Consider the following 20398-nt stretch of genomic DNA (forward strand, 5'->3'; position numbering starts at 1 on the left):
CGCTGGACCGGCACTCAATCAACGCGCGGCGAAATACCCCTTCACCGCCGCGATAAACGTGTCGATGTCATCACGCGACACGTCCTTGTGTGTGACGAAGCGCGACGCGTACAGCATCTGCGTGAGGATGCCGCGCCCCTTGAGCCACGCTTCGAGCGGCGCGCAGTGCTGCTGCGGAAACTGCGCGAACACCATGTTGGTCGCGACCGACTGCACCTTCACCTGATCGATGGCTTCCAGACCCGCCGCCAGATGCACGGCGTTGGCATGATCGTCGGCGAGACGCTCGACGTTGTGATCGAGCGCGTACAGGCAAGCCGCCGCGAGCACGCCTGCCTGGCGCATGCCGCCGCCGAGCACCTTGCGCCAGCGGTGCGCCACGTCGATCAGCGCGCGGCTGCCGACCAGCACCGAGCCGACCGGCGCGCCCAGTCCCTTCGAAAAGCAGATCGAGACCGAATCGAACGGCTCGCACAAGTCCGCGACCGGCTTGCCCGACGCGACCGCCGCGTTGTAGACGCGAGCGCCGTCGAGGTGAGCCGACAGGCCCCGCTCTCGCGCGAGCTGCACGGCCTCGGCGACATAACCCGCCGGCAACACCTTCCCGCCGATGGTGTTTTCCAACGCCAGCAGCCGCGTGCGCGCGAAGTGGTTGTCGATCGGTTTGATCGCGGCCGCGATTTTCTCGAGTGGAATAGAACCGTCAGCGGCATTTTCGAGCGGCTGCGGCTGGACACTGCCGAGCACCGCCGCGCCGCCGCCTTCGTACTTGTACGTGTGCGCCAACTGGCCGACGATGTATTCGTCGCCGCGCGCGCAATGGGCCATCAGCGCCGCGAGGTTGCTTTGCGTGCCGCTCGGGAAGAACAGCCCAGCCTCCTTGCCGGTGCGTTCGGCGAGTGTCGACTGCAAACGCAGCACGGTGGGGTCGTCGCCCCAGACGTCGTCGCCGACTTCGGCGGCCGACATGGCCGCGAGCATCGCCGGACTCGGACGGGTTACGGTATCGCTGCGCAAATCGATCATTGTGTGTTCCTGTGCGTCTTTCGAGTGAGAGGCCATGACGGTACGCCGGCGCGCCACGCGTTCCGCGCTTTTTCTTTCGACGGCGAGGACAGCATCAAATGGCGCGGCATGGCGCCGGCTTGTGAGCCACACAGTGTATTCAATTCACGCGGCCCTCGCAGCAGCCGCGCAAAAACCGCGGCTCAAGCGGGACGCTCAACCGCCCGACCGGGGAAGCCACGCGAGCGGATCGACGGGCTGGCCGTTCTGCCGGACTTCGAACTGGATCGACGCGACGCCCCGGCTATCCACACCAACCTCGCCGATGGTCTGTCCTTGCGCGACCGCATCCCCTTCCTTGACGAGCAGCGTGCTGTTCTGCCCGTATGCGGTGATCAGCGAATCGTCGTGCTTGATGATGATGAGCGGGCCGTACGCCTCGATGCCCGAACCCGCGTACACGACGCGGCCGGTCGCGGCCGCCTTGACCGGATCGCCGGGACGCCCGCCGATCACAATGCCGTTCGACCTGCCCGCCGCGAACGTCCTCAGGACCGGCCCACGTAGCGGCCATTGCAGCACGCCCTGCTGGGGTGCCGCGGACGCCGTCGGCGGCGGGTTTCCGCCAGGCGCGACGCCGACGGGCGGCGTCACGACGCTGCCGGACGCCATAGGCGGAGAAACGCGCAGCACCTGTCCGGGCGCGACGGCCGCGTTGACCGGCAGGCCGTTCCACGTCGCGATGTCCTGCGGCTTATGGCCATAGGCCGACGCAATGCCCGCGAGCGAATCGCCAGGATTGACACGGTAGAACCCTGCTGGCACCGGCACCGTGCCGAGGGTGGTCGGCCGCGACTGCGTATTGCCATAGAACGGCGTGCTGTCCCACGGCATGGTCGTGCAGCCGTCGAGCATCACGCCTAGCGCGGCAGCCGCCAGCAAACGGGTCACTGTCAATTGCCATGGTCTCGTCATGTGATTTCCTCGACATTTTCTGATTCAATCTTTCGATCCGATTCGCTTCAATCGATGTCGTAGCATTCCATGTGCCGCTCCGTGAACCGGGGGCCACCGCCGCGCACATTGTCGGGCCGGCGCGGCCCCTAAACGCTGCCCTCGGCTTCGACCACGAGAATTCGGGCGGCGCCGATGGGATGCGCCACATGCTCGGTGCCCACCGACGCATAGAACACATCCCCGGTTTCGAGAATGGCCGCCTGCTCGACGCCGTCTTCGCGATAGCGCATCTCGACGCGGCCATCCAGCACCGCAAACACTTCCTCGCCGTCGTTGACATGCCACTTGTACGGCTGATCGGTCCAATGCAGACGCGTCGTGATGCCGCCCATGTTGGCGATGTCGAGCGCGCCCCAGGCACGCGTCGCGGTGAAGTTTCTGCTGCGGATGATCTTCATGGTCAGAGGCATTCCGTAAGGACCGGCGCCGCATCGCGCCTATCGCTGTTCGAGCCGTACATCGCGCCCGCCAGGGCCTCCCAGCATCGGCGTTTTGAAGGCCCATTATAAATGGCGTCGCCGGCGCGACCGGCCCCAACGGGCTGCGTCCGCGCAATCGTGCGAGCATTGGAACCTCTTGACCCTCGCCTATACTCAACCTTGCTGCGCCCGGGCGGCGCCGACAAAAACGACCAGACCGCAAGGAATTGACGATGAACAATGCCACTTTTCTGGCCGTGCAACTCAACGTCGACGACGTCACCGCTTCCCCGGGACTGGCGGAGTTGCTCAACACGCACCTGGTTTTCGCCGCCGATGTCGCGGAAGCCGCCGACGCGCTCGTACAACTGGCCAGCATTGCGGGACTGTCGGGCGGCGTCGAGGCGCGCGTGGAGATTCCCGCACTCGCAATCGAGCGGCTGCGCGAGGCGCTCGACAATCTGAGCGGCTACGACGAATCCTGGCTGCTCGCGCTTGAACCGAGCCGCGCGCTGTTCGACGGCATAGGCCGACATCGCATCCTGCATTAAAGCAGCGCTCGCGGACGACATCCCCGCGCCTATGCAGCCCGGCGCAAAGCGGCACGACCGCGTGCGCCTTGAGCCATCGCTTTTCGCCCACCGCCCAATCCGCCAGTTTGCCGGAACGCTTTCTTGCCGGCGCCGTCTGGCCCTTTCGGGCGAGCCAACTGGACGAACCGCTGTGAACGGGTAAACGGCAAAACGCCGCCAGGCAAAAGCCTGGCGGCGTTTTTTGCATTAGCGGCCGCCTGTATCGGCCAGGCGGCGCTTCCTCAACTTCGGCGCGATTAGTTGCCGAAATAAACCGAGTTGCGGTCGGTGCTGATCGCACGGCCTGCTTGCGAACTGCCGGCGATCGGTGCGCCGTACCCGCTATCCGCCACTTGGGCCGCGGCTTGAGTCGTACCGTTCTGAGCGTCGACGCGCGCTTGAGCGGCTTGCAGGTTGGCGGGGTAATCGATATGGTCGCCGACCGGGTTGTAGCCTGCCTTTTCGAGCTGGACCAGTTCAGCGCGGACTTGAGCGCGGGTGACCGGCTGGTTCGATTGCGCAAACGAAGCAACAGGAGCGGCCAGAGCGGCGGCGACGACAACGGCAGAGATAAGAGTCTTCATGATGTATAACCTCCAGAACTTGTTGTGATTCGCTTCGGGCTTGTTGTCCCTAGCGCTTGAACCGAAGTTTAGGAGCCTGAACATCTAGGGGAAACCCCTGAAACGACGAAACTCTATTCCGCAAATTGCAATAGTCCACCGCTGAAGCCTGCCCTCGCCTATCCCTTGACTAGCCTCGGGCAATAATCGCCCGACGCATTTCAATCCGCCACACAACCGCGCGCACGTTGCCGCAACCGGACACCGCACCGCCGCGCGTAAACTTTAGCTCCAGTTCGCGTGGAAGCTACCCGGCTTGTCGATACGCTCGAATGTATGCGCGCCGAAGAAGTCGCGTTGTGCCTGCACGAGGTTCGCGGGCAGCCGCTCCGAGCGGTAAGCGTCGAAGTACGCGACCGCCGACGCAAACGCCGGCACCGGCACGCCCGCATTGATCGCCGCGACCACCACTTCGCGCAACGCCGACTGGTAGTTACTCGCGATGTCGCGGAAGTACGGGTCGAGCAGCAGATTGGCGATCGCCTTGTCGGTCGTGTAGGCGTCTGTGATCTTCTGCAGGAAGCGGGCGCGGATGATACAGCCGGCGCGGAAAATCTTCGCGATGGTGCCGAAATCCAGGTCCCACTTGTACTCTTCCGATGCCGCGCGCAGTTGCGCGAAACCTTGCGCGTACGAGATGACCTTGCTGAAGTACAGCGCGCGTCGCACCGACTCGATGAACGCGTCGCGCTCGGCGCCAGGCGGCTTCGCCTTCGGCCCGTCGAGCAGCTTGCTCGCCGCCACGCGCTGATCTTTCAGCGACGACAGCACGCGCGCGAACACGGCTTCCGTGATGAGCGGCAGCGGCGCGCCGAGATCGAGCGCATTCTGGCTCGTCCACTTGCCGGTGCCTTTCTGCGCCGCGCGATCCAGAATCACGTCGACCAGATCCTTGCCGGTTTCCTCGTCTTTCTTGCCGAAGATCTTCGAGGTGATTTCGATCAGATAGCTGTCGAGTTCGCCCTGATTCCACTCGGTGTAGACCTTGCCGAGTTCTTCGTTCGACAGACCGGCGACCTGCTTGAGCACCGCATAGCTTTCCGCGATCAGCTGCATGTCGCCATACTCGATGCCGTTGTGCACCATCTTCACGAAATGGCCCGCGCCATCCGGACCCATGTAGGCGACGCACGGCTCGCCGTCCGGCGCCTTTGCGGCGATCTCGGTGAGGATTGGCGCGACCAGGTCGTACGCATCGCGCTGTCCGCCCGGCATGATCGAGGGGCCTCTCAGCGCGCCTTCCTCGCCGCCCGACACGCCCGTGCCAATGAAGTGGAGGCCCGCTTTCGCCAGTTCCTGATTGCGGCGGATGGTGTCGGTGAAATGCGTGTTGCCGCCGTCGATCAGAATGTCGCCCGCCTCCAGGAGCGGCTTGAGCGACGCGATAGTGGCGTCGGTCGGCTCGCCGGCCTTGACCATGAGCAGAATGCGGCGTGGCTTTTCCAACGACTCCACGAACTCTTCCAGCGTGAACGCCGGCACCAGCTTCCTGTCCGGATATTCGGCGATGAGTTCGTCGGTTTTTTGGCGGCTACGGTTGTAGACCGACACCGCGTGGCCGCGGCTCTCGATGTTGAGCGCCAGATTGCGGCCCATGACCGCCAGCCCTACCACGCCGATTGCCTGTTTGCCCATGAAAATTCTCCAGTGTCCAAAAGTGTCGTGACGCCGCGCCGGAAGGAACGTCGGCCGGACGTCGAGGGTGAAAGCATAAAAGAAATGCCGGTTTGCCGCTTGTTATCGGGCAAGCAAAACGGCTGTGCGCCTGAGTATTCGCTCACTGCGCGTTTGTGTTCTCTTCGCGTTTGCGCAATATCAGGCTGAAATTGTTGGCCGGCATCGCGACCGGCTCGTCGCACGAGAATCCCGCCGATGCGCCCAGCGCGATGACCGTCTCCATGTCGCGCACGCCCCATGCGGGATCGCGGCTCCGCAATTGCCGGTCGAACGCCTCGTTGCTCGACGCGGTGTGCGCGCCGCCGCGTTTGTACGGGCCGTAGAGATACAGTACACCGCCGTCCCGAAGATGACGGCCCGCGCCCGCGAACAACGCTTGCGCCGCGCTCCACGGCGCAATGTGAATCATGTTGATGCAGACAACCGCGTCGAGTGTGCCCACGCCCCAATCCGCTCGATGGACGTCGAGTGCGAGCGGCGCGCGCACGTTCGGCGGCGCGTCGTGCGCGATCCAGGCGGCAATCGACTCGCGCGCGTCCGCATCGGCATCGCTCGGTTGCCAGTCGAGTCCGGGCATTGCGCCGGCGAAGCACATCGCGTGCTGACCCGTGCCGCTCGCGATTTCGAGTACACGACCCGTGGCGGGCAGCACGGCGCGCAGGACGGCGAGTATCGGTTCGCGGTTGCGCTCAGCGGAGGGCGAATGTTGCCGCATCGACGGAACGGGTTCGGTCATGGTGAGGTGGTTTGCGTTGGTGTGGGGGTTGGGTTTGATTTGCGCTGGATTGGATCAAGCTCGCCGCTCAATCTACCGCGAGACGGCCGGCCAGGGCGGTCAGCATATCGGCGCACGGCGCCGCAATTTTCAGCGACAGCAGCGGATCGGCGCGCGTGCGTCCGAGATTGATTGCGGCGATCGGCTTGTGCTGCTTCTGCGCCCACACGCAGAAACGATAGCCCGAGTACACCATGAGCGAAGAACCGACCACGAGCACGGCGTCCGCAGCGTCGAGCGCATGCGAAGCCGCTTCGACGCGTTCGCGCGGCACGCTTTCGCCGAAGAACACCACTGCCGGCTTCAGCAGACCGCCGCAGTTCGTGCACGCCGGCACGCGGAACGCTTCGAGCGCGTGCCATTCGAGATGCGCGTCGCCGTCGGCGGCGGTTTCGGCGCTTACGTTGAGCAGCGCGGGATTATGCGCTTCGAGCGTCTGCTGGATCGACGCACGCGAATGTTGCGTCCCGCAGTCCAGACACATTACGCCGTCGATGCCGCCATGCAGTTCGATCACGTCGCGGCTGCCCGCGCGCTGATGCAAACCGTCGACGTTCTGGGTGACGAGTGTCGGCACGTGACCGGCGGCCTGAAGGCGGGCAAGCGCCGTATGCGCGGCGTTGGGCTGCGCTTGCGCGACGACCGGCCAGCCGACCATGCTGCGCGCCCAGTAACGCCGGCGCATCGCATCGGTGCCGAGAAACTCCTGCAACGTGATGGGCGGCGAGCGCTTCCACTCGCCGTTGTCGTCGCGATAGCCGGGAATGCCGGAATCCGTGCTGATGCCCGCGCCGGTCAGCACGAAGAGACGCGGATACCGTTGCACGAAGTCGTGCAGATCGTCGAGTGCATGAGGGTCGCTGAAGGATGCGACGGGCGCGGAGTAAAGGTCGGTCATGACAGGATGAGTGATGGCTGCGGCACAGGCCAGAACACGCGACGCCGTTTCAACGACGCGTACGCGGCTTGTTCTTCGGCGCCGAAGCGGCTACACGTCGCGCTTTCTCAGGCTGCCGCGTTTGCCGTACTCGCCGCGTTTGCCGGGTCTGCCGCGTTTGCCGCGTTTGCCATTCAGCGAGCGCGATTTCATAGCGTTCGAGCGCCTCATCATAGAGATCGAACACGCACGGATTGCAGCCGCTGTGGCAACACTCTTCCAGATTGGGCCGGATGGGTGGCACGGGCTTGGGGTCGTCGTTGGATGCGGCTAGCGGCGCGGCTGGTGACTTCACGTGAACACGCTAGAAAGAGACTGCAAAGCGAAGCTGCAAAGCGCTCAGTATAAGTTGATCTTCCGCGCCGCGCTTATCGCCGATCGCCGTCAACCGCGCCCCACGAACGGCATCTTGCTCGCCATGATGGTCATGAACTGAACGTTTGCCGACAGCGGCAATTGCGCCATGTGCAGTACAGCATCGGCGACATGCTGCACGTCCATCAGCGGTTCGACCGCGATCTCGCCGTTCGCTTGCTGAATGCCGCGCGCCATGCGTTCGGCCATTTCCGTGGCCGCGTTGCCGATGTCGATCTGCCCGCACACGATGTCGTATTTGCGGCCGTCGAGCGATACGGCTTTCGTGAGACCGGTGATCGCGTGCTTGGTGGCCGTGTACGCGATGCTGTTCGGCCGCGGTGCGTGCGCCGAAATGGAGCCGTTATTGATGATGCGCCCACCGCGCGGACTCTGCGTTTTCATCAGACCGAAGGCGGCACGGGTGCAGAGAAACACGCCCGTGAGATTGGTGTCGACCACCGAGCGCCATTCGTCGATATCGAGTTCGTCGATGTCGACCGGCGAGCCGTTGCGGCCCGCATTGTTGAACAGCACATCGAGCCGGCCATAGCGCGCGCGGATCGTGTCGAACAGCGCGGCGACGCTGCCGGCGTCGGTCACGTCGCACGGCACCGCAAACGCTTCGCCGCCGAACGGCCGGGCTTCTTCGACCACGGCGTCGAGCACCGCCTGGCGACGACCCGCGAGCACGACGCTATAACCATGTCCCACCAGCCGCAGCGCGCATGCACGGCCGATACCGCTGCCCGCGCCCGTTACCAGTGCGACTTTTCTGATTCCCGTCACCGTCACGACATATCTCCTCGTTTCAAGTCCGTTTCAAACTCGTTCCGCACCATACCGCAGCGGAGCGTCGATCACAAATGCCGCCGGCGCGTGCGTTTAGATTGCCGTTCCTGTCCGCAAGCGCGTCGGCCCGCGCATCAATGGTATCTTTCGACGTTGCGTGCGGCGCCTTGCTTGCCGCACGCGATTACCGGACGCATGTTTTATGAACCGACTTTCCACGCTCCACGACGCTTGCGCCGCACCGCTGCGCCGCTGGCCGCAAACCGGCTATCCCGCGATGCTCACCGCCACCGCCGCATGGCACGTCTTCGTGCTGGCCGGGTGGCTCCTCACCCCTCGCGCATGGCCGTGGTGGCTCGCGGCAATCTTCGTGAATCACGCCATTTTCACAGTGGCCGGCCTGCTGCCGCGCACCTCGTTGCTGGGGCCGAACTGGACGCGCCTGCCCGCGAGCGCGCGCAACGCGGACGCCATCGCGCTGACCATCGACGATGGTCCCGATCCTGTCGTTACGCCGCAAGTGCTCGACCTGCTCGACGCCTTCGGCGTGCGCGCCACGTTCTTCTGTATTGGCGAAATGGCGCAGCGCTATCCGGCGCTCACACGCGAGATCGTCGCGCGTGGTCATGCGCTCGAAAACCATTCGCAAGTTCACGTGCACACGTTTTCTGTGACGTTTCCGCGCGCTCTTACGCGTGAGATCGATGCCGCGCAACGCACGCTCGAAGAACTCAGCGGTGAGCGGCCGATGTTTTTTCGCGCGCCAGCCGGCCTGCGCAACATCTTCCTGGAACCCGTGCTGCGCAAGCTCGATCTACGCCTCGCGTCGTGGACACGGCGCGGCTACGACACGCGCGAGCGCGATCCGCAACGGGTCGCGCGGCGGCTGCTCGACGGTCTCGCGCCGCGCGACATTCTGCTGCTGCACGACGGCAACGCCGCGCTGACCGTCGACGGAAAGCCGCTGATTCTCGCGGTGCTGCCACGCGTGATCGACGCGGCTCGCAAGCGGCAATTGCGCTTCGTCACATTGCGCGAGGCGCGGGTCGACCATTGATACGGCTGATTCCAGCCATCACATGCGGAAGTCGGCCGCCATGTCTTCGTCTGAGCGCGCCTCGATTGCGCCGCTTCGGCATGCCTTGACGAACACGTCGTAGTCGCGCTCCACCTGATCCGCGTAGCTCGTTGCGTAAGCCGTCAACGCTTCGGCGAACTGATCGCCGCGGCCGATATACGCGTTCACTTCGACCGCCTGGCCACTCGCCTTTGCATGGGCACGCGCCATCACCCAGCCGCATAGCTGCGCATAGCCCTCCAGCAGATCGGTGTCGAACAGATCGATGCTGGCCGACAGCTTCATGTCGCGCAACTGACGAAAGTAGTAATGCCGCCCGAGCGGAGTCGTCGCCCAGCCGAGAAAAATGTCGCTCGCGGCCTGCAACATGCGCTGACCCTGCACCACGCGTTCGCCCTGATGTTTGACGGACGGCGACTTGTAATAACGCGCGATCACAGACGGCCTCGCCTCCTTCATCTGCACGAAAAGCGGCTTGCCCATGTGATCGACGAGCAGCACCGCCATGCAACGCGTACCCACGCTGCCCACGCCCACCACCTTGAACACGATGTCCTGCACGGTGAAATGAGCAAGCAGCTCGCGCCGGTCGTGCGACATGGTCTTCACGTACTCGCTCCACACGCTGTCGAGCATCTTGCGTCCGTGCGAGCCTTTCAGCTCGTCGGTCTCTTCGGCCGTGAACAGCGTGTTCGCGCCGAGCACGTGAAAGAGCGCGGGCGGTGCATCGCGAATCACCCAGTGATCGCCGTCGCGCTCGGCCATCTTCTCGAACAGACTTTCGTGCGTGCGGTTCGCGGCCTTTTCCATGCCGCGCCGCGCGGCACGACGGCGCTCCGGCGTGAGCGCCGTCTCCGCCATCCGGTCGAACGTGATGCGCTCGTACCAGAGTTCGAGCGCGCCGCATTGCGCGTACTGCGCCATACGATTGCGATATTCGCTGACAGCGGTCATCACCAGATTTTCCGCCGTGCCGCGGCTCAAACGCATATGACGTGCGGCGATCACGAGGCTCGCGGTCAAGCGTTTCAGATCCCACTCGAATGGGCCGACCGACACTTCGTCAAAATCGTTCAGATCGAATACGAGCTGCCGCTCGGGCGTGGCGAAGCCGCCGAAATTCATCAGATGCCCGTCTCCGCAGATGGGCATGGTCAGGCCGGTGTCGTGAACCTTGCTTAAATCGTGAGCCTGCAAAATCGCCGTGCCGCGAAAGAACGTGAACGGCGAGACGGCCATGCGCCCGTAACGCAGCGGCACCAGGTTCTGCACGCGGCCTTCGCTGCTTTGCTTCAGGAGCTCGATCGGATCGCGCTCCAATGTGCCCACCGTTCGATGGCTCGAACGCTTCGACTTTTCGCGGGCGGCACGGCCACGGGCCTCCCGTTCGGCAATGGTGCTGGCTTTCATGCTCATCTCCGTTCTTCTTGTGAGGCTTGACGATCGCTGTTTGATTACCGGTTCGAGAGACCTGGCGCCGGTCGCTTTGCATGCTAGCAGAGCGATCGGTAAAAAGGTGCGGGCGCTTTTACCGATGCCGCATAAACGCGCCAGAATTTTGCCGAATTCGTCGGTTTCACTCGCTTCTGCACTTCAGCAACCGCCACTCGGGCCGTTTACCAGTACATGCGGAAATTCAATGACGCACGGAAAAGCCCTTGAACCAAGGCCTGTTCTAATCGAACGTGCGCCGCGCAGGATATCGGAGAGAATATGTTTGTCGCAATCGGCTGGCTGCTGGTGATCGGTTCCGTCATAGGGAGCTTTGTGGGCGTGGGCGGTCATCTTCCGGCTCTCCTTCAACCGTTCGAATTGCTATGCATTTTCGGCGCGGCAATCGGCGCGTTCGTCGTGAGCAATCCGACTTCGACGCTGAAGAAAACCCTTAAGGCGATTCCCTCGTGCTTCAAGGGCGGCGGCTACACGAAGGAAAAGTATCTGGAACTGATCGCGTTACTTTACGAGCTGCTTCAGAAGGCGCGAAAGGAAGGCATGATGTCGCTCGAAGCCGACGTCTTTGCGCCGGATGAAAGCGTGATTTTCCAGAAGTATCCGCACGTTCTCAGCGATCACCATCTGCTCGATTTCATCGTCGATTATTTGCGCATGATGTCTGGCGGCAATGTGAATGTGCTGGAAGTGCAGGACCTGATGGATGAAGAGCTGGCCACGCATCACGCGGAATCGTCGATCGCGGCTAATGCGATTCAGAAGATGGCCGACGCGCTGCCCGCGTTCGGCATTGTCGCGGCCGTGATGGGCGTGGTCCACACAATGGGTTCGGTCGGCGCGCCGCCGGCCGTGCTCGGCGAGATGATCGCCGGTGCACTCGTCGGCACGTTCCTCGGCATTCTTCTCGCGTATGGTTTTGTCGGCCCGCTCGCGGATCTGCTGAACGCTAAGGGCCGCGCCGAAGCAAAGCCGTATCAATGCGTGAAGGCCGTGCTGCTCGCTTCGTTGTCCGGCTACGCGCCGCCAATCGCTGTCGAATTTGGCCGCAAGGTGCTGTTCACCGCCGATCGCCCGAGCTTCCAGGAACTCGACGACGCCGTGCGCGCCACCAGGACGCCGAAGCCGGCTGCCGGGGGAGCCGCATCATGACGCAAAGAAGGTCACGCGGCTCGCAGGACGAGGCGCCGCCGATCATCGTGCGTCGCTCGAGAAAGCGCGATGACCACGGTGGGCATCATGGCGGCGCCTGGAAAATCGCGTACGCCGATTTCGTCACCGCGATGATGGCGTTTTTCCTGCTGATGTGGCTGCTCGGCTCCACGTCGAAGTTCGACAAGCAAGGCATCGAGGATTACTTCAACACGCCCCTCCCGAGCCTGCTCGGCGGCAACGAAGGCGCAGCCGCCGCGCGGCCGAGCGTGGTGCAAGGGGGCGGCCGCGACATCTCGGATACGCGTCCTGGCGACGGCAAGAAGACCCAGATCGAGCCGGCTACGCCTGTCAATGCGGTGCCGACTGTCGCGCCCGCCGACACGGCTCGCTTGCAGCAGTTGAAGGAGAAGCTCATCGCGCTGATCGAACAGAGCCCCGCATTGAAGGCCTTCAAGGATCAGATCCGCATTTCGATCACGAACGAAGGGCTGCGCATCGAGATTGTCGATTCGCAGAACCGTCCGATGTTCGCATCCGGCAGTCCGAAGCTGCAGACGTACGCGGTCGCCATACTGACGCAGATCGGCGCGGCGCTTAACGACGTCGAGAATCGCATCTCGATCGCGGGGCACACAGATGCCGTGCCGTATACCGGTGGACCTGTCGGCTATTCGAACTGGGAGTTGTCGTCCGAGCGCGCGAACGCCGCGCGCCGCGCGCTCGTTTACGGCGGGATGCACGGCGAAAAGCTGCTGCAGGTGCGCGGCCTCGCGGACGTGTTGCCGCTTAACAGCAATGTCGTCGACGAACCGACCAATCGGCGCATCAGCATCCTAGTGATGAACAAGGCCGCGGAGCAGGCGTTCTTCCACGATGGCGGCCGTACGTCGGTCGACGAAAGCACGCCGGCCAGCTCGGCGATTCCGGCGGTCGCGGCCCGTTTGCGTCCGGCGCCGGGTTCGACGAGGGTGCAGTAGCCTTCGCGAGCGCTTCGCTCGCGATCTGTTGGTGCATTCTTTCTGTATGGCTGGCGCAAAACGCGCGTGCTAGCCACGCGCTTTGGCCACCCGTTTGCGCGCGGCGCCCATCTCCAGTTCCACCCATGTCGGTGCGTGATCGCTCGCGTGCGGCTCGCCGCGCACCCAGCGGTCCACGCCCGCGTCGCGCAAACGCGGCGCGAGCTCCGGGCTCAGCAAGATGTGGTCGATGCGCAAGCCAGAGTTAGTGTCCCAATGACGGCGAAAATAATCCCAGAAGGTGTAGACGCGCTCATCGCCGACATGGGTTCGCAGCGCGTCGGTCCAGCCCTGCGCGAGCAGGCGCCGATAACGTTCGCGGCTTTCCGGCTGCAACAACGCGTCTTTCAGCCACGAGCGCGGGTTGTAGATGTCTTCGTCGGTGGGCACGACATTGAAGTCGCCGGCCAGCACGACGGGATGGCCGCTCGTGAGCAGCTTCGCCGCATGCTCGAGCAGATGATCGAACCACGCGAGCTTGTAGTCGAACTTGGGACCGGGCTGCGGGTTGCCGTTCGGCAGATAGAGGCAGCACACCAGCAAGCCGCCCACCGCCGCTTCGAGATAGCGGCTATGCGTGTCGGCTTCGAAACCGGGCAGACCGCGGCGGCTTTCGAGCGGCGCTTCGCCCTTCGACAGAATCGCCACGCCGTTCCATGCGCTCTGGCCATGCCAGATCGCGCTGTAGCCGGCTTCGCGCAATGCATCGGCCGGAAACGCGCTGTCGGCGGCCTTCAGTTCCTGCAAGCAGACAATGTCCGGCGCTTCGCGTTCGAGCCATTGCAGCAATGCCGCCTGACGCGAACGGATTCCGTTGATGTTGAATGTCGCAATGCGCAGCCTTGCCACGGCACGTCCTCCCTGCAATGCGAGTTATTTCGACGCCGCTTTCGACACCGCTTTTGCCACCGCTTTTGCCACCGCTTTTGCCACCGCTTCGGACGTCTCATCGCACCATTCGATCGCCCACGACCTGGCGCACGAGATCGCATCGGCCTCGTTTGTAAAGGCGTCGATGTCGCCGGAATCGTGAGTCCGGAAATGCTCGCTCTTTTGCGGTATGTGAGTGATCCTGGCACGCGCGTAGTAAACGCCTTCGTCCGCATGGCGTGCCCGGCAATCGATGTGAAAATGCCTGTAGTCGAACTGCATCCGTTGTCCTCTGAACGCGCGTGATTTCAAGCAGCGGTAGCATCGCCCATACCTGCCCTTTGCATCTCAACAAGCGATCACGCGCCAGACCGGCGCGCGTGATCCATGGCAAGGAGTGAACTCGCAATCAGTTCGGCACATTCACCGCGCCGTTGGCCACGGTGATCGCATTGCCGCCCGGGCTCGTCGCAATCGCCGGCATGTTAGCGGTGGTCAACGCGGGCGCGGCCCCGGCCGTGCCTCCGCGCGGCACCGTATGAACCACTTGCGACGGCGGCAACGGCGTGCCGCTCTTCAGATGACTCCACATCAGATTGAGCGCCTGGATGTTGTAGTAATGCAGCGGTACGAAGCGCGTATCGAAGCCCGCCACACCGAGGAACGCATCGAAGTGCTGACCGTTCGTGATCTCGTAGAACGACAGCTTGCTCGCACCGCCTTCCACAAGCTGATTCGTTGCAACGTACGGCCGCGATGCATGATTGATCGGCACTAGCGCATCAGCGCGGCCTTGCACGATGATGGTGGGCTTGCCATGCAGGTTCGCATTCACCTTGACGGCTTCGACGCTCGTGGTTAGGGCGCCATTGGTCCACAGTGTGCGCAGACAGGAGGCGCCCACATAGCTCGCGTCGACGGTTGCCAACCGGTGATCCACCGCGCCGACCGTGCCCGCGTTGTAGACCAGGTTGATGCCGTTGGTCGGCGGCACACCGTTGCCGACGCCGAACACGGTTAGCATCGGTGAGACAGCCGGTGTCACGCCCGCCACGCCTGTGGAGCTGGTCGTGCCGAAACTGAAATCGCACAGGTTGGCGGTCACGCTCGCCTTCGCATAGGCGTTCGCATACGTCACGGCGACGGCCGGCACCGCTTGCGAGTCCCACATCGGCGCATGTAGCACGTCGGAATCGGTCTCATAGCCGTTCTGGTGCAGCAACGCCAGCGCGTTGGTCGCCTGCGTCGTCGTATCTGTTCCCGCAATAACGCCATTAGCCGCGAGCGTCGCGCATCGCGCGGTGCGAATGGCGGTGGTGGTCGCGAGCGGCAATGTGGTCAGATATGGCGCGCCGGCTGCAGCGGGCGCGAGCGCCGCGCAGGGCTCCAACAGGTTCGCGAGCGTCATGTAATCGGCGAGCGGCTTGCCGAATGCGCCGACGGGCACACCGCCCTGAGACACCGACACTTGCGAGGGCACCCGCACGTTGATTTGCGGCTCACCGACCACCACCGCCGTAATGAGCCCGGAGGTGTCCTGTTCCGCCGCTGCCAGCGACGCACCGCCGCCATTGCTCACCGATGCGGCAATCGTCATGATGCTGCCGCTTTTATAGCGTACGGTGCGTGTTGAGCCGTTGAGCGCGCCGTACGAATCGTTGAGCGCCCAATACGCGAACTGGATTGCTTGCAACGTATTCTTGCCCCAGTCCTGCTCCGGATTCTGCTGCGAGTGCGCATGCTTGAACGCGTAGCGGTTCGGGAATTTGCTGTTGTACGTCGCGAGATCCGTGTTGCCGAGGTTCGCGGTGAAGAGGCTCGCCTTGCCCGCGGCGCTCGCGTCCTGCAAGGTACCGTCGATCAGCGTGACGCGATTCGTCGACAGTTCATGTGCGCCGTTGCCTGAGCCTTTGTCGGTGTACGCAACCGCACAGCCGCGTTTGAGGCCCCATTCGCCCGCTGCCGAAATCGCGCCGTACACGCCGCGCGAACCGGAGGACGTTGCCGTCACGATGCACGGTTGATCCGCATTGAAGCTGGTCGGAATCTGCACGAGCATGCTGACGTTTTTGTTGCCGCTGCCGTCGTCGGCGAATGCGAGATATTCCTTGCCGGCGATCTTGCCTTCGCCCAGCGTGTCATTGCCGTTCAGATCGACATTGGGCCCCCAGAAGCGTCCATAGCCGCCATTCGCCGTCATGTCGACGAGCGCGCGATAGTTCGACCAGATCGCGAGGCGCCGCAATTCGGCCGCGGTCGGTTGCGCAGCATTTGCAATGGCGGGCGCGGTCGCTAAAGCCAGGCCAGTTTTACCGAGTCCCGCAGTGAGCAGGTCGTCAGTATTGCCGTCATATGACTGTGTCTTGACCGTGCTGGTGATGAAACCCGGCAGTGTGTTCGCTTGTGGTGGAGGGGGACCGTCGTCGTGGCCGCCGTGGCAGGCGCTCACGCCTAGAGCCACGATGAATGCAATGGAAAGCGCGGACCTGGTTGCAATCGATGATGTCATCTGTGCTGTCTCCGTTATTTTCGCAATACCGTTTTGCACTACCGTTGTACACGCAACTGCGCCGGATTTGCTACGCTGAATAATTGGCGCACGACGCTTCGGATACCGACGCATCGTCAGCCTGCATGGACCTTTCAGCGGAGTCAATAGAACGTCATGGCCACACGTAACGAATGTCAGGATTCGGGTGACGAAGCCGCCGTCTTACGTCAACCTTCGCGTCGCCGTTTTCTACAATCGGCTGCGGCCGCGGCGACTGTCGGTGCGGCACCGCACCTTCATGCACAAACGCAAAACCCTGCCGCGCCGCCCGCGCGAACTCCAGAGGCAGTACCGCCGCGCCCCGTCGCGTTGAACGTGAACGGCCGCGCCTATGCATTGCAACTCGAACCGCGCGTGACCTTGCTCGATGCACTACGCGAGTATGCCGGCCTCATGGGCACGAAGAAAGGCTGCGACCGTGGACAATGCGGCGCGTGCACGGTGCTCGCCAACGGGCGGCGCATCAACTCCTGTCTGACGCTCGCCGTGATGCACGAAGGCGAGACCATCACGACAGTTGAAGGGCTCGCGAGCAACGGCGCATTAAGCCCCATACAACGCGCTTTCATCGAACATGATGCGTTTCAATGCGGCTACTGCACGCCGGGACAGTTGTGTTCGGCGACTGCTTTGCTCGATGAATTTCGCAACGGCACTGCGAGCGTCGTGACAGCCGATGTGCGCAGACGTCCCATCAAACTTTCCGATGACGAGATCCGCGAACGCATGAGCGGCAATATTTGCCGTTGCGGCGCTTACGCGAACATTGTTGCCGCGATACGCGCAACGCATAAAGGCGGCGCCCAGAACGCGAGCGTGGATGCCGTCACGAATCGCGACAACGCGTGATGGAGCGACGAGCATGGATGCGATCTCATACGAACGCGCCAGCGATGTCGCCGGCGCAGTGCGAGCCGCGCAGCAACCGGGCGCGGTGTTCATCGGCGGCGGCACAAATCTGCTCGATCTGATGAAGGGTGGCGTGGAGCGGCCGGTGCGGCTCATCGACATCACGCATATCAGCGGACTCGACAGCGTGACGACGCTGCCCGATGGCGGCATTCGCATCGGCGCGCTGGTGCGCAACAGCGACGCCGCGAATCACGCCTTCGTGCGCGAGCAGTATCCGCTGTTGTCGCAGGCGTTTCTTTCGGGCGCATCGTCGCAATTGCGCAATATGGCGACTGTCGGCGGGAATCTGCTGCAACGTACCCGCTGCGGGTACTTCTACGACACCGCTTTCTCCCAGTGCAACAAGCGCGTGCCGGGCAGCGGTTGCGCAGCGCTTGAAGGACACAACCGGATGCACGCGATTCTCGGCGCGAGTCCGCAGTGCGTCGCGGTGAATCCATCGGATATGAGCGTCGCACTCGCGGCGCTCGATGCCGTGGTTCGCGTAAGCGGGCCCGCTGGCGAGCGAAGCATTCCGTTCGCGGAGTTTCACCGGCTTCCGGGCGACCGGCCCGATGTCGACACCACCTTGCGCCCTGGCGAACTGATTACCGCGGTCGATCTGCCGCCACCGCTTTTCAGCGCTCATTCGCATTATCTGAAAGTGCGTGACCGTGCCAGTTACGCATTCGCATTGGTGTCGGTCGCCGCTGCCTTGCAAATGGACGGCGAGCGCGTGCAGACGGCGCGCATCGCATTGGGCGGCGTGGCACACAAACCGTGGCGCGCGAGCGCGGCGGAACAGATGCTAAACGGACAGCCGCTCACGCAAGCCACGCTGAACCGCGCCGCGTCCGCCGCATTGCGCGACGCACGGCCGCTGCACGAGAACCGCTTCAAGGTGCAGCTCGCGCAACGCGCGATCGTGCGCGCAGTGAACCAGGCCGCCGGCCGCGCGGGAGGTGTCGCATGAATCTGATCGGTCAACCATTCGATCGCACCGACGGTCTGCTGAAAGTGACCGGCGAAGCACGCTATGCGGCGGAATTTCCGGAAGCACGTCTTGCGCATGCCGTGCTCGTGACGAGCACGATTGCGCGCGGCACGATTGCGTCGATCGACGCGAGCCGCGCGCAAGCCGTCCCCGGGGTGCTGCTCGTGATGACGCATCAGAACGCGCCGCGTCTGCCGAACGGCGGCAAGGCGCAATTGGCGCCGCCGGCGGGACGTCGTCTGTCGCTGCTGCAGGACAACGAGGTTCACTACAACAACGAGCCGGTCGCAGTAGTTGTCGCGGATACGCTCGAACATGCGACCGATGCCGCGCGTCAGTTGCGCATCACGTATCGACCTGGCGCCGCCACGCTGGACTTCGCGCAGGCCAAGGCAAACGCCCATGCGCCCGATAAACCACAGGGACGTCAAACGGATACACAGCGCGGCAGCTTCGAGGACGGTATGCGCAGCGGCGCCGTGCATATCGACGTGACGTATACGACGCCCATCGAACATCACAATCCGATGGAGCCGCACGCCACGATGGCGCGTTGGGACGGCCCGCAACTCACGCTATACGATTCGACGCAAGGCGTGAGCGGCGAAGTGCAGGCTGTGGCGAAGACGCTCGGCATTTCACCCGGCGACGTGCGCGTGATTTCGCCGTTCGTCGGCGGCGGCTTCGGTTGCAAGGGCTCGTCGTGGTCGCATGTGTCGTTGTGCGCGATGGCCGCGAAACAGACGGGGCGTCCCGTGCGGCTCGTGCTCGAGCGGCCGCAGATGTTCGGTCCGGTCGGCGCGCGTCCGCACACGGAACAGCACTTCGTGCTGGCCGCGCGAAGCGACGGCACGCTGACCGCGATGCGCCACGACAGCATCTCGAACACGTCGATGATCGAAGACTGGACCGAGACCTGCTGCATGGTCACGCGCATGCTGTACGCGGTACCGAACCAGGTGACCACGCACCGGCTCGTGCCGCTGAACGTCGGCACGCCGACTTTCATGCGCGCGCCGGGCGAGACAACCGGCTCGTTCGCGCAGGAATCGGCGATGGACGAACTCGCGGTCGCCCTCAAAATGGACCCGCTTGCGTTGCGCCTGAAAAATTACGCTGAGGCCGATCCGCAGGAAAACAAGCCGTGGTCGAGCAACTCGCTGCGCGACTGCTATCGGACCGGTGCGGAAAAATTCGGCTGGTCGCGGCGCACTCCCGCACCACGTTCGATGCGAAACGGCAACACGCTGATCGGCATGGGCATGGCGACCGCGACGTATCCGGCCAATCGCAGCGAAGCCGCGGCCATCGCACGGATTCTGCCGGACGGCACCGCGATGGTGGCCTCGGGCACGCAGGACATCGGCACCGGCACTTATACGGTGATGACCCAGGTTGCCGCCGATGCGCTCGGCTTCGCGCCGGAGAACATCCACTTCGCGCTCGGCGATTCGTCGCTGCCGAAGGCGCCGGTGTCTGGCGGCTCGCAGTCGGCCGCCAGCGTTTCGCCGGCCGTGCGCGAGGCCGCGAGCCAGGTACGCAGTCAGTTGATTGCACTGGCGCTGGCGGACCCGGCGTCGCCCGTGCATGGCATCGCGCCCGACGACATCACTGTAGAAAACGGCTGGGTGACGAGCCGCTCGCAACCGGCGAGGCGCGATCCGGCGGCGGCGATCATCGCGCGCTCGGGCGGCAAGCCGATCGAGGCTACGTCCACGGTCAAACCAGGCGATGAGAAGCAGAAGTACTCGTTTCACTCGTTCGGCGCGGTGTTCGTGGAAGTGCACGTGGATGCCGACCTCGGGACCATCCGCGTGCCGCGCGTCGTGGCCGTGTATGACGTGGGGCGCGTGCTCAACGAGAAGACGGCGCGCAGCCAGATGCTTGGCGGCATTGTGTGGGGCGTCGGCGCGGCGTTGCAGGAAGAGTCGTCGCTCGACACGCGCTATGGGCGCTTCACCAACGCGAATCTCGCCGAATACCACGTGCCGGTGAATGCGGACATCGGCTCGCTCGACATTACGTTTATCGACCGGCCAGACCCGCATATCAATTCGCTCGGCGTGCGCGGTATTGGCGAGATCGGCATTACGGGCGTGCCCGCGGCGATCGCCAACGCGGTATATCACGCTACCGGCGTGCGGGTGCGCGATCTCCCGGTGACGCTCGACAAGGTGATGGGGACGACGCGGGTTTGAGCGCAGGTTTGAACCAATATCCGGC

General features: G+C 63.7%; 20 protein-coding genes. 7 read left to right on the top strand and 13 right to left on the bottom strand.

All coding sequences use genetic code 11. The annotated features are described in order from the left end of the window. Window positions 1-18: 18 nt before the first annotated feature. The 3 genes from ltaE to C0Z16_RS08005 form a co-directional block, all read right to left on the bottom strand. A complete protein-coding gene (ltaE, locus tag C0Z16_RS07995; protein ID WP_102631626.1) occupies window positions 19-1026 on the bottom strand; it encodes a low-specificity L-threonine aldolase in 1008 nt (335 codons plus the stop codon). 195 nt (window positions 1027-1221) lie between these two features. Then, window positions 1222-1980, bottom strand: a complete 759-nt coding sequence (locus C0Z16_RS08000; protein ID WP_102631627.1) for a peptidoglycan DD-metalloendopeptidase family protein — start codon at window positions 1978-1980, stop codon at window positions 1222-1224. A 128-nt stretch (window positions 1981-2108) separates the two neighbouring features. Further along, window positions 2109-2420 (bottom strand): cupin domain-containing protein, encoded by a 312-nt coding sequence (locus tag C0Z16_RS08005; RefSeq protein ID WP_167403500.1) that lies wholly within the window; start codon window positions 2418-2420, stop codon window positions 2109-2111. Between the two features lie 254 nt (window positions 2421-2674). Between C0Z16_RS08005 and C0Z16_RS08010 the strand changes: the two genes are divergently transcribed. After that, a complete protein-coding gene (locus C0Z16_RS08010; protein ID WP_102631628.1) occupies window positions 2675-2992 on the top strand; it encodes a hypothetical protein in 318 nt (105 codons plus the stop codon). A 278-nt stretch (window positions 2993-3270) separates the two neighbouring features. On the opposite strand, the gene C0Z16_RS08015 is transcribed toward C0Z16_RS08010, so the two are convergent. From C0Z16_RS08015 to C0Z16_RS08040, 6 genes are all read right to left on the bottom strand, one after another. After that, the gene (locus C0Z16_RS08015; RefSeq protein ID WP_102631629.1) at window positions 3271-3597 is read right to left on the bottom strand and encodes a DUF4148 domain-containing protein; all 327 of its coding nucleotides are present in this window, start codon (window positions 3595-3597) and stop codon (window positions 3271-3273) included. A gap of 264 nt (window positions 3598-3861) precedes the next feature. Next, the gene (gene gndA / locus C0Z16_RS08020; RefSeq protein WP_102631630.1) at window positions 3862-5271 is read right to left on the bottom strand and encodes an NADP-dependent phosphogluconate dehydrogenase; all 1410 of its coding nucleotides are present in this window, start codon (window positions 5269-5271) and stop codon (window positions 3862-3864) included. Window positions 5272-5413: 142 nt separating this feature from the next. Then, complete coding sequence (locus C0Z16_RS08025; RefSeq protein WP_102631631.1) at window positions 5414-6049, bottom strand: DUF938 domain-containing protein; 636 nt, start codon at window positions 6047-6049, stop codon at window positions 5414-5416. A gap of 67 nt (window positions 6050-6116) precedes the next feature. Further along, window positions 6117-6986, bottom strand: coding sequence for an NAD-dependent protein deacetylase (locus C0Z16_RS08030; protein WP_102631632.1), 870 nt, complete (start codon window positions 6984-6986; stop codon window positions 6117-6119). Between the two features lie 49 nt (window positions 6987-7035). Continuing rightward, window positions 7036-7320, bottom strand: coding sequence for an oxidoreductase-like domain-containing protein (locus tag C0Z16_RS08035; protein WP_102631633.1), 285 nt, complete (start codon window positions 7318-7320; stop codon window positions 7036-7038). 89 nt (window positions 7321-7409) lie between these two features. Beyond that, window positions 7410-8174: an SDR family oxidoreductase gene (locus C0Z16_RS08040; RefSeq protein WP_102631634.1), complete on the bottom strand. Its 765-nt coding sequence runs from the start codon at window positions 8172-8174 to the stop codon at window positions 7410-7412. 199 nt (window positions 8175-8373) lie between these two features. On the opposite strand from C0Z16_RS08040, the gene C0Z16_RS08045 reads away from it, so the two are divergent. Further along, window positions 8374-9228: a polysaccharide deacetylase family protein gene (locus tag C0Z16_RS08045; RefSeq protein WP_102631635.1), complete on the top strand. Its 855-nt coding sequence runs from the start codon at window positions 8374-8376 to the stop codon at window positions 9226-9228. A gap of 18 nt (window positions 9229-9246) precedes the next feature. On the opposite strand, the gene C0Z16_RS08050 is transcribed toward C0Z16_RS08045, so the two are convergent. Beyond that, the gene (locus C0Z16_RS08050; RefSeq protein WP_102631636.1) at window positions 9247-10659 is read right to left on the bottom strand and encodes a DUF2252 domain-containing protein; all 1413 of its coding nucleotides are present in this window, start codon (window positions 10657-10659) and stop codon (window positions 9247-9249) included. 303 nt (window positions 10660-10962) lie between these two features. Between C0Z16_RS08050 and motA the strand changes: the two genes are divergently transcribed. Continuing rightward, window positions 10963-11850, top strand: a complete 888-nt coding sequence (motA, locus tag C0Z16_RS08055) for a flagellar motor stator protein MotA (protein WP_102631637.1) — start codon at window positions 10963-10965, stop codon at window positions 11848-11850. Continuing rightward, complete coding sequence (gene motB, locus C0Z16_RS08060; RefSeq protein ID WP_102631638.1) at window positions 11847-12830, top strand: flagellar motor protein MotB; 984 nt, start codon at window positions 11847-11849, stop codon at window positions 12828-12830. The genes motA and motB overlap by 4 nt, the downstream gene beginning before the upstream one ends. 69 nt (window positions 12831-12899) lie before the next feature. On the opposite strand, the gene C0Z16_RS08065 is transcribed toward motB, so the two are convergent. The 3 genes from C0Z16_RS08065 to C0Z16_RS08075 all read right to left on the bottom strand — a co-directional run bounded on the left by C0Z16_RS08065 (window position 12900) and on the right by C0Z16_RS08075 (window position 16248). Next, complete coding sequence (locus C0Z16_RS08065; RefSeq protein ID WP_102631639.1) at window positions 12900-13718, bottom strand: exodeoxyribonuclease III; 819 nt, start codon at window positions 13716-13718, stop codon at window positions 12900-12902. A gap of 24 nt (window positions 13719-13742) precedes the next feature. Next, on the bottom strand, window positions 13743-14021 hold the full coding sequence (locus C0Z16_RS38680) for a hypothetical protein (RefSeq protein ID WP_102631640.1): 279 nt from the start codon (window positions 14019-14021) through the stop codon (window positions 13743-13745). A gap of 127 nt (window positions 14022-14148) precedes the next feature. After that, on the bottom strand, window positions 14149-16248 hold the full coding sequence (locus C0Z16_RS08075; protein WP_102631641.1) for a D-(-)-3-hydroxybutyrate oligomer hydrolase: 2100 nt from the start codon (window positions 16246-16248) through the stop codon (window positions 14149-14151). A gap of 156 nt (window positions 16249-16404) precedes the next feature. On the opposite strand from C0Z16_RS08075, the gene C0Z16_RS08080 reads away from it, so the two are divergent. From C0Z16_RS08080 to C0Z16_RS08090, 3 genes are read left to right on the top strand one after another with little or no spacing between them, the layout of a single operon-like run. Continuing rightward, a complete protein-coding gene (locus tag C0Z16_RS08080) occupies window positions 16405-17139 on the top strand; it encodes a 2Fe-2S iron-sulfur cluster-binding protein (protein ID WP_102631642.1) in 735 nt (244 codons plus the stop codon). A gap of 13 nt (window positions 17140-17152) precedes the next feature. After that, the gene (locus tag C0Z16_RS08085) at window positions 17153-18154 is read left to right on the top strand and encodes an FAD binding domain-containing protein (RefSeq protein WP_102631643.1); all 1002 of its coding nucleotides are present in this window, start codon (window positions 17153-17155) and stop codon (window positions 18152-18154) included. Then, window positions 18151-20373, top strand: coding sequence for a xanthine dehydrogenase family protein molybdopterin-binding subunit (locus tag C0Z16_RS08090; protein ID WP_102631644.1), 2223 nt, complete (start codon window positions 18151-18153; stop codon window positions 20371-20373). The genes C0Z16_RS08085 and C0Z16_RS08090 overlap by 4 nt, the downstream gene beginning before the upstream one ends. Window positions 20374-20398 lie beyond the last annotated feature (25 nt).

Origin of the sequence: Paraburkholderia rhynchosiae (assembly GCF_002879865.1) — a bacterium.
Classification (GTDB): domain Bacteria; phylum Pseudomonadota; class Gammaproteobacteria; order Burkholderiales; family Burkholderiaceae; genus Paraburkholderia; species Paraburkholderia rhynchosiae.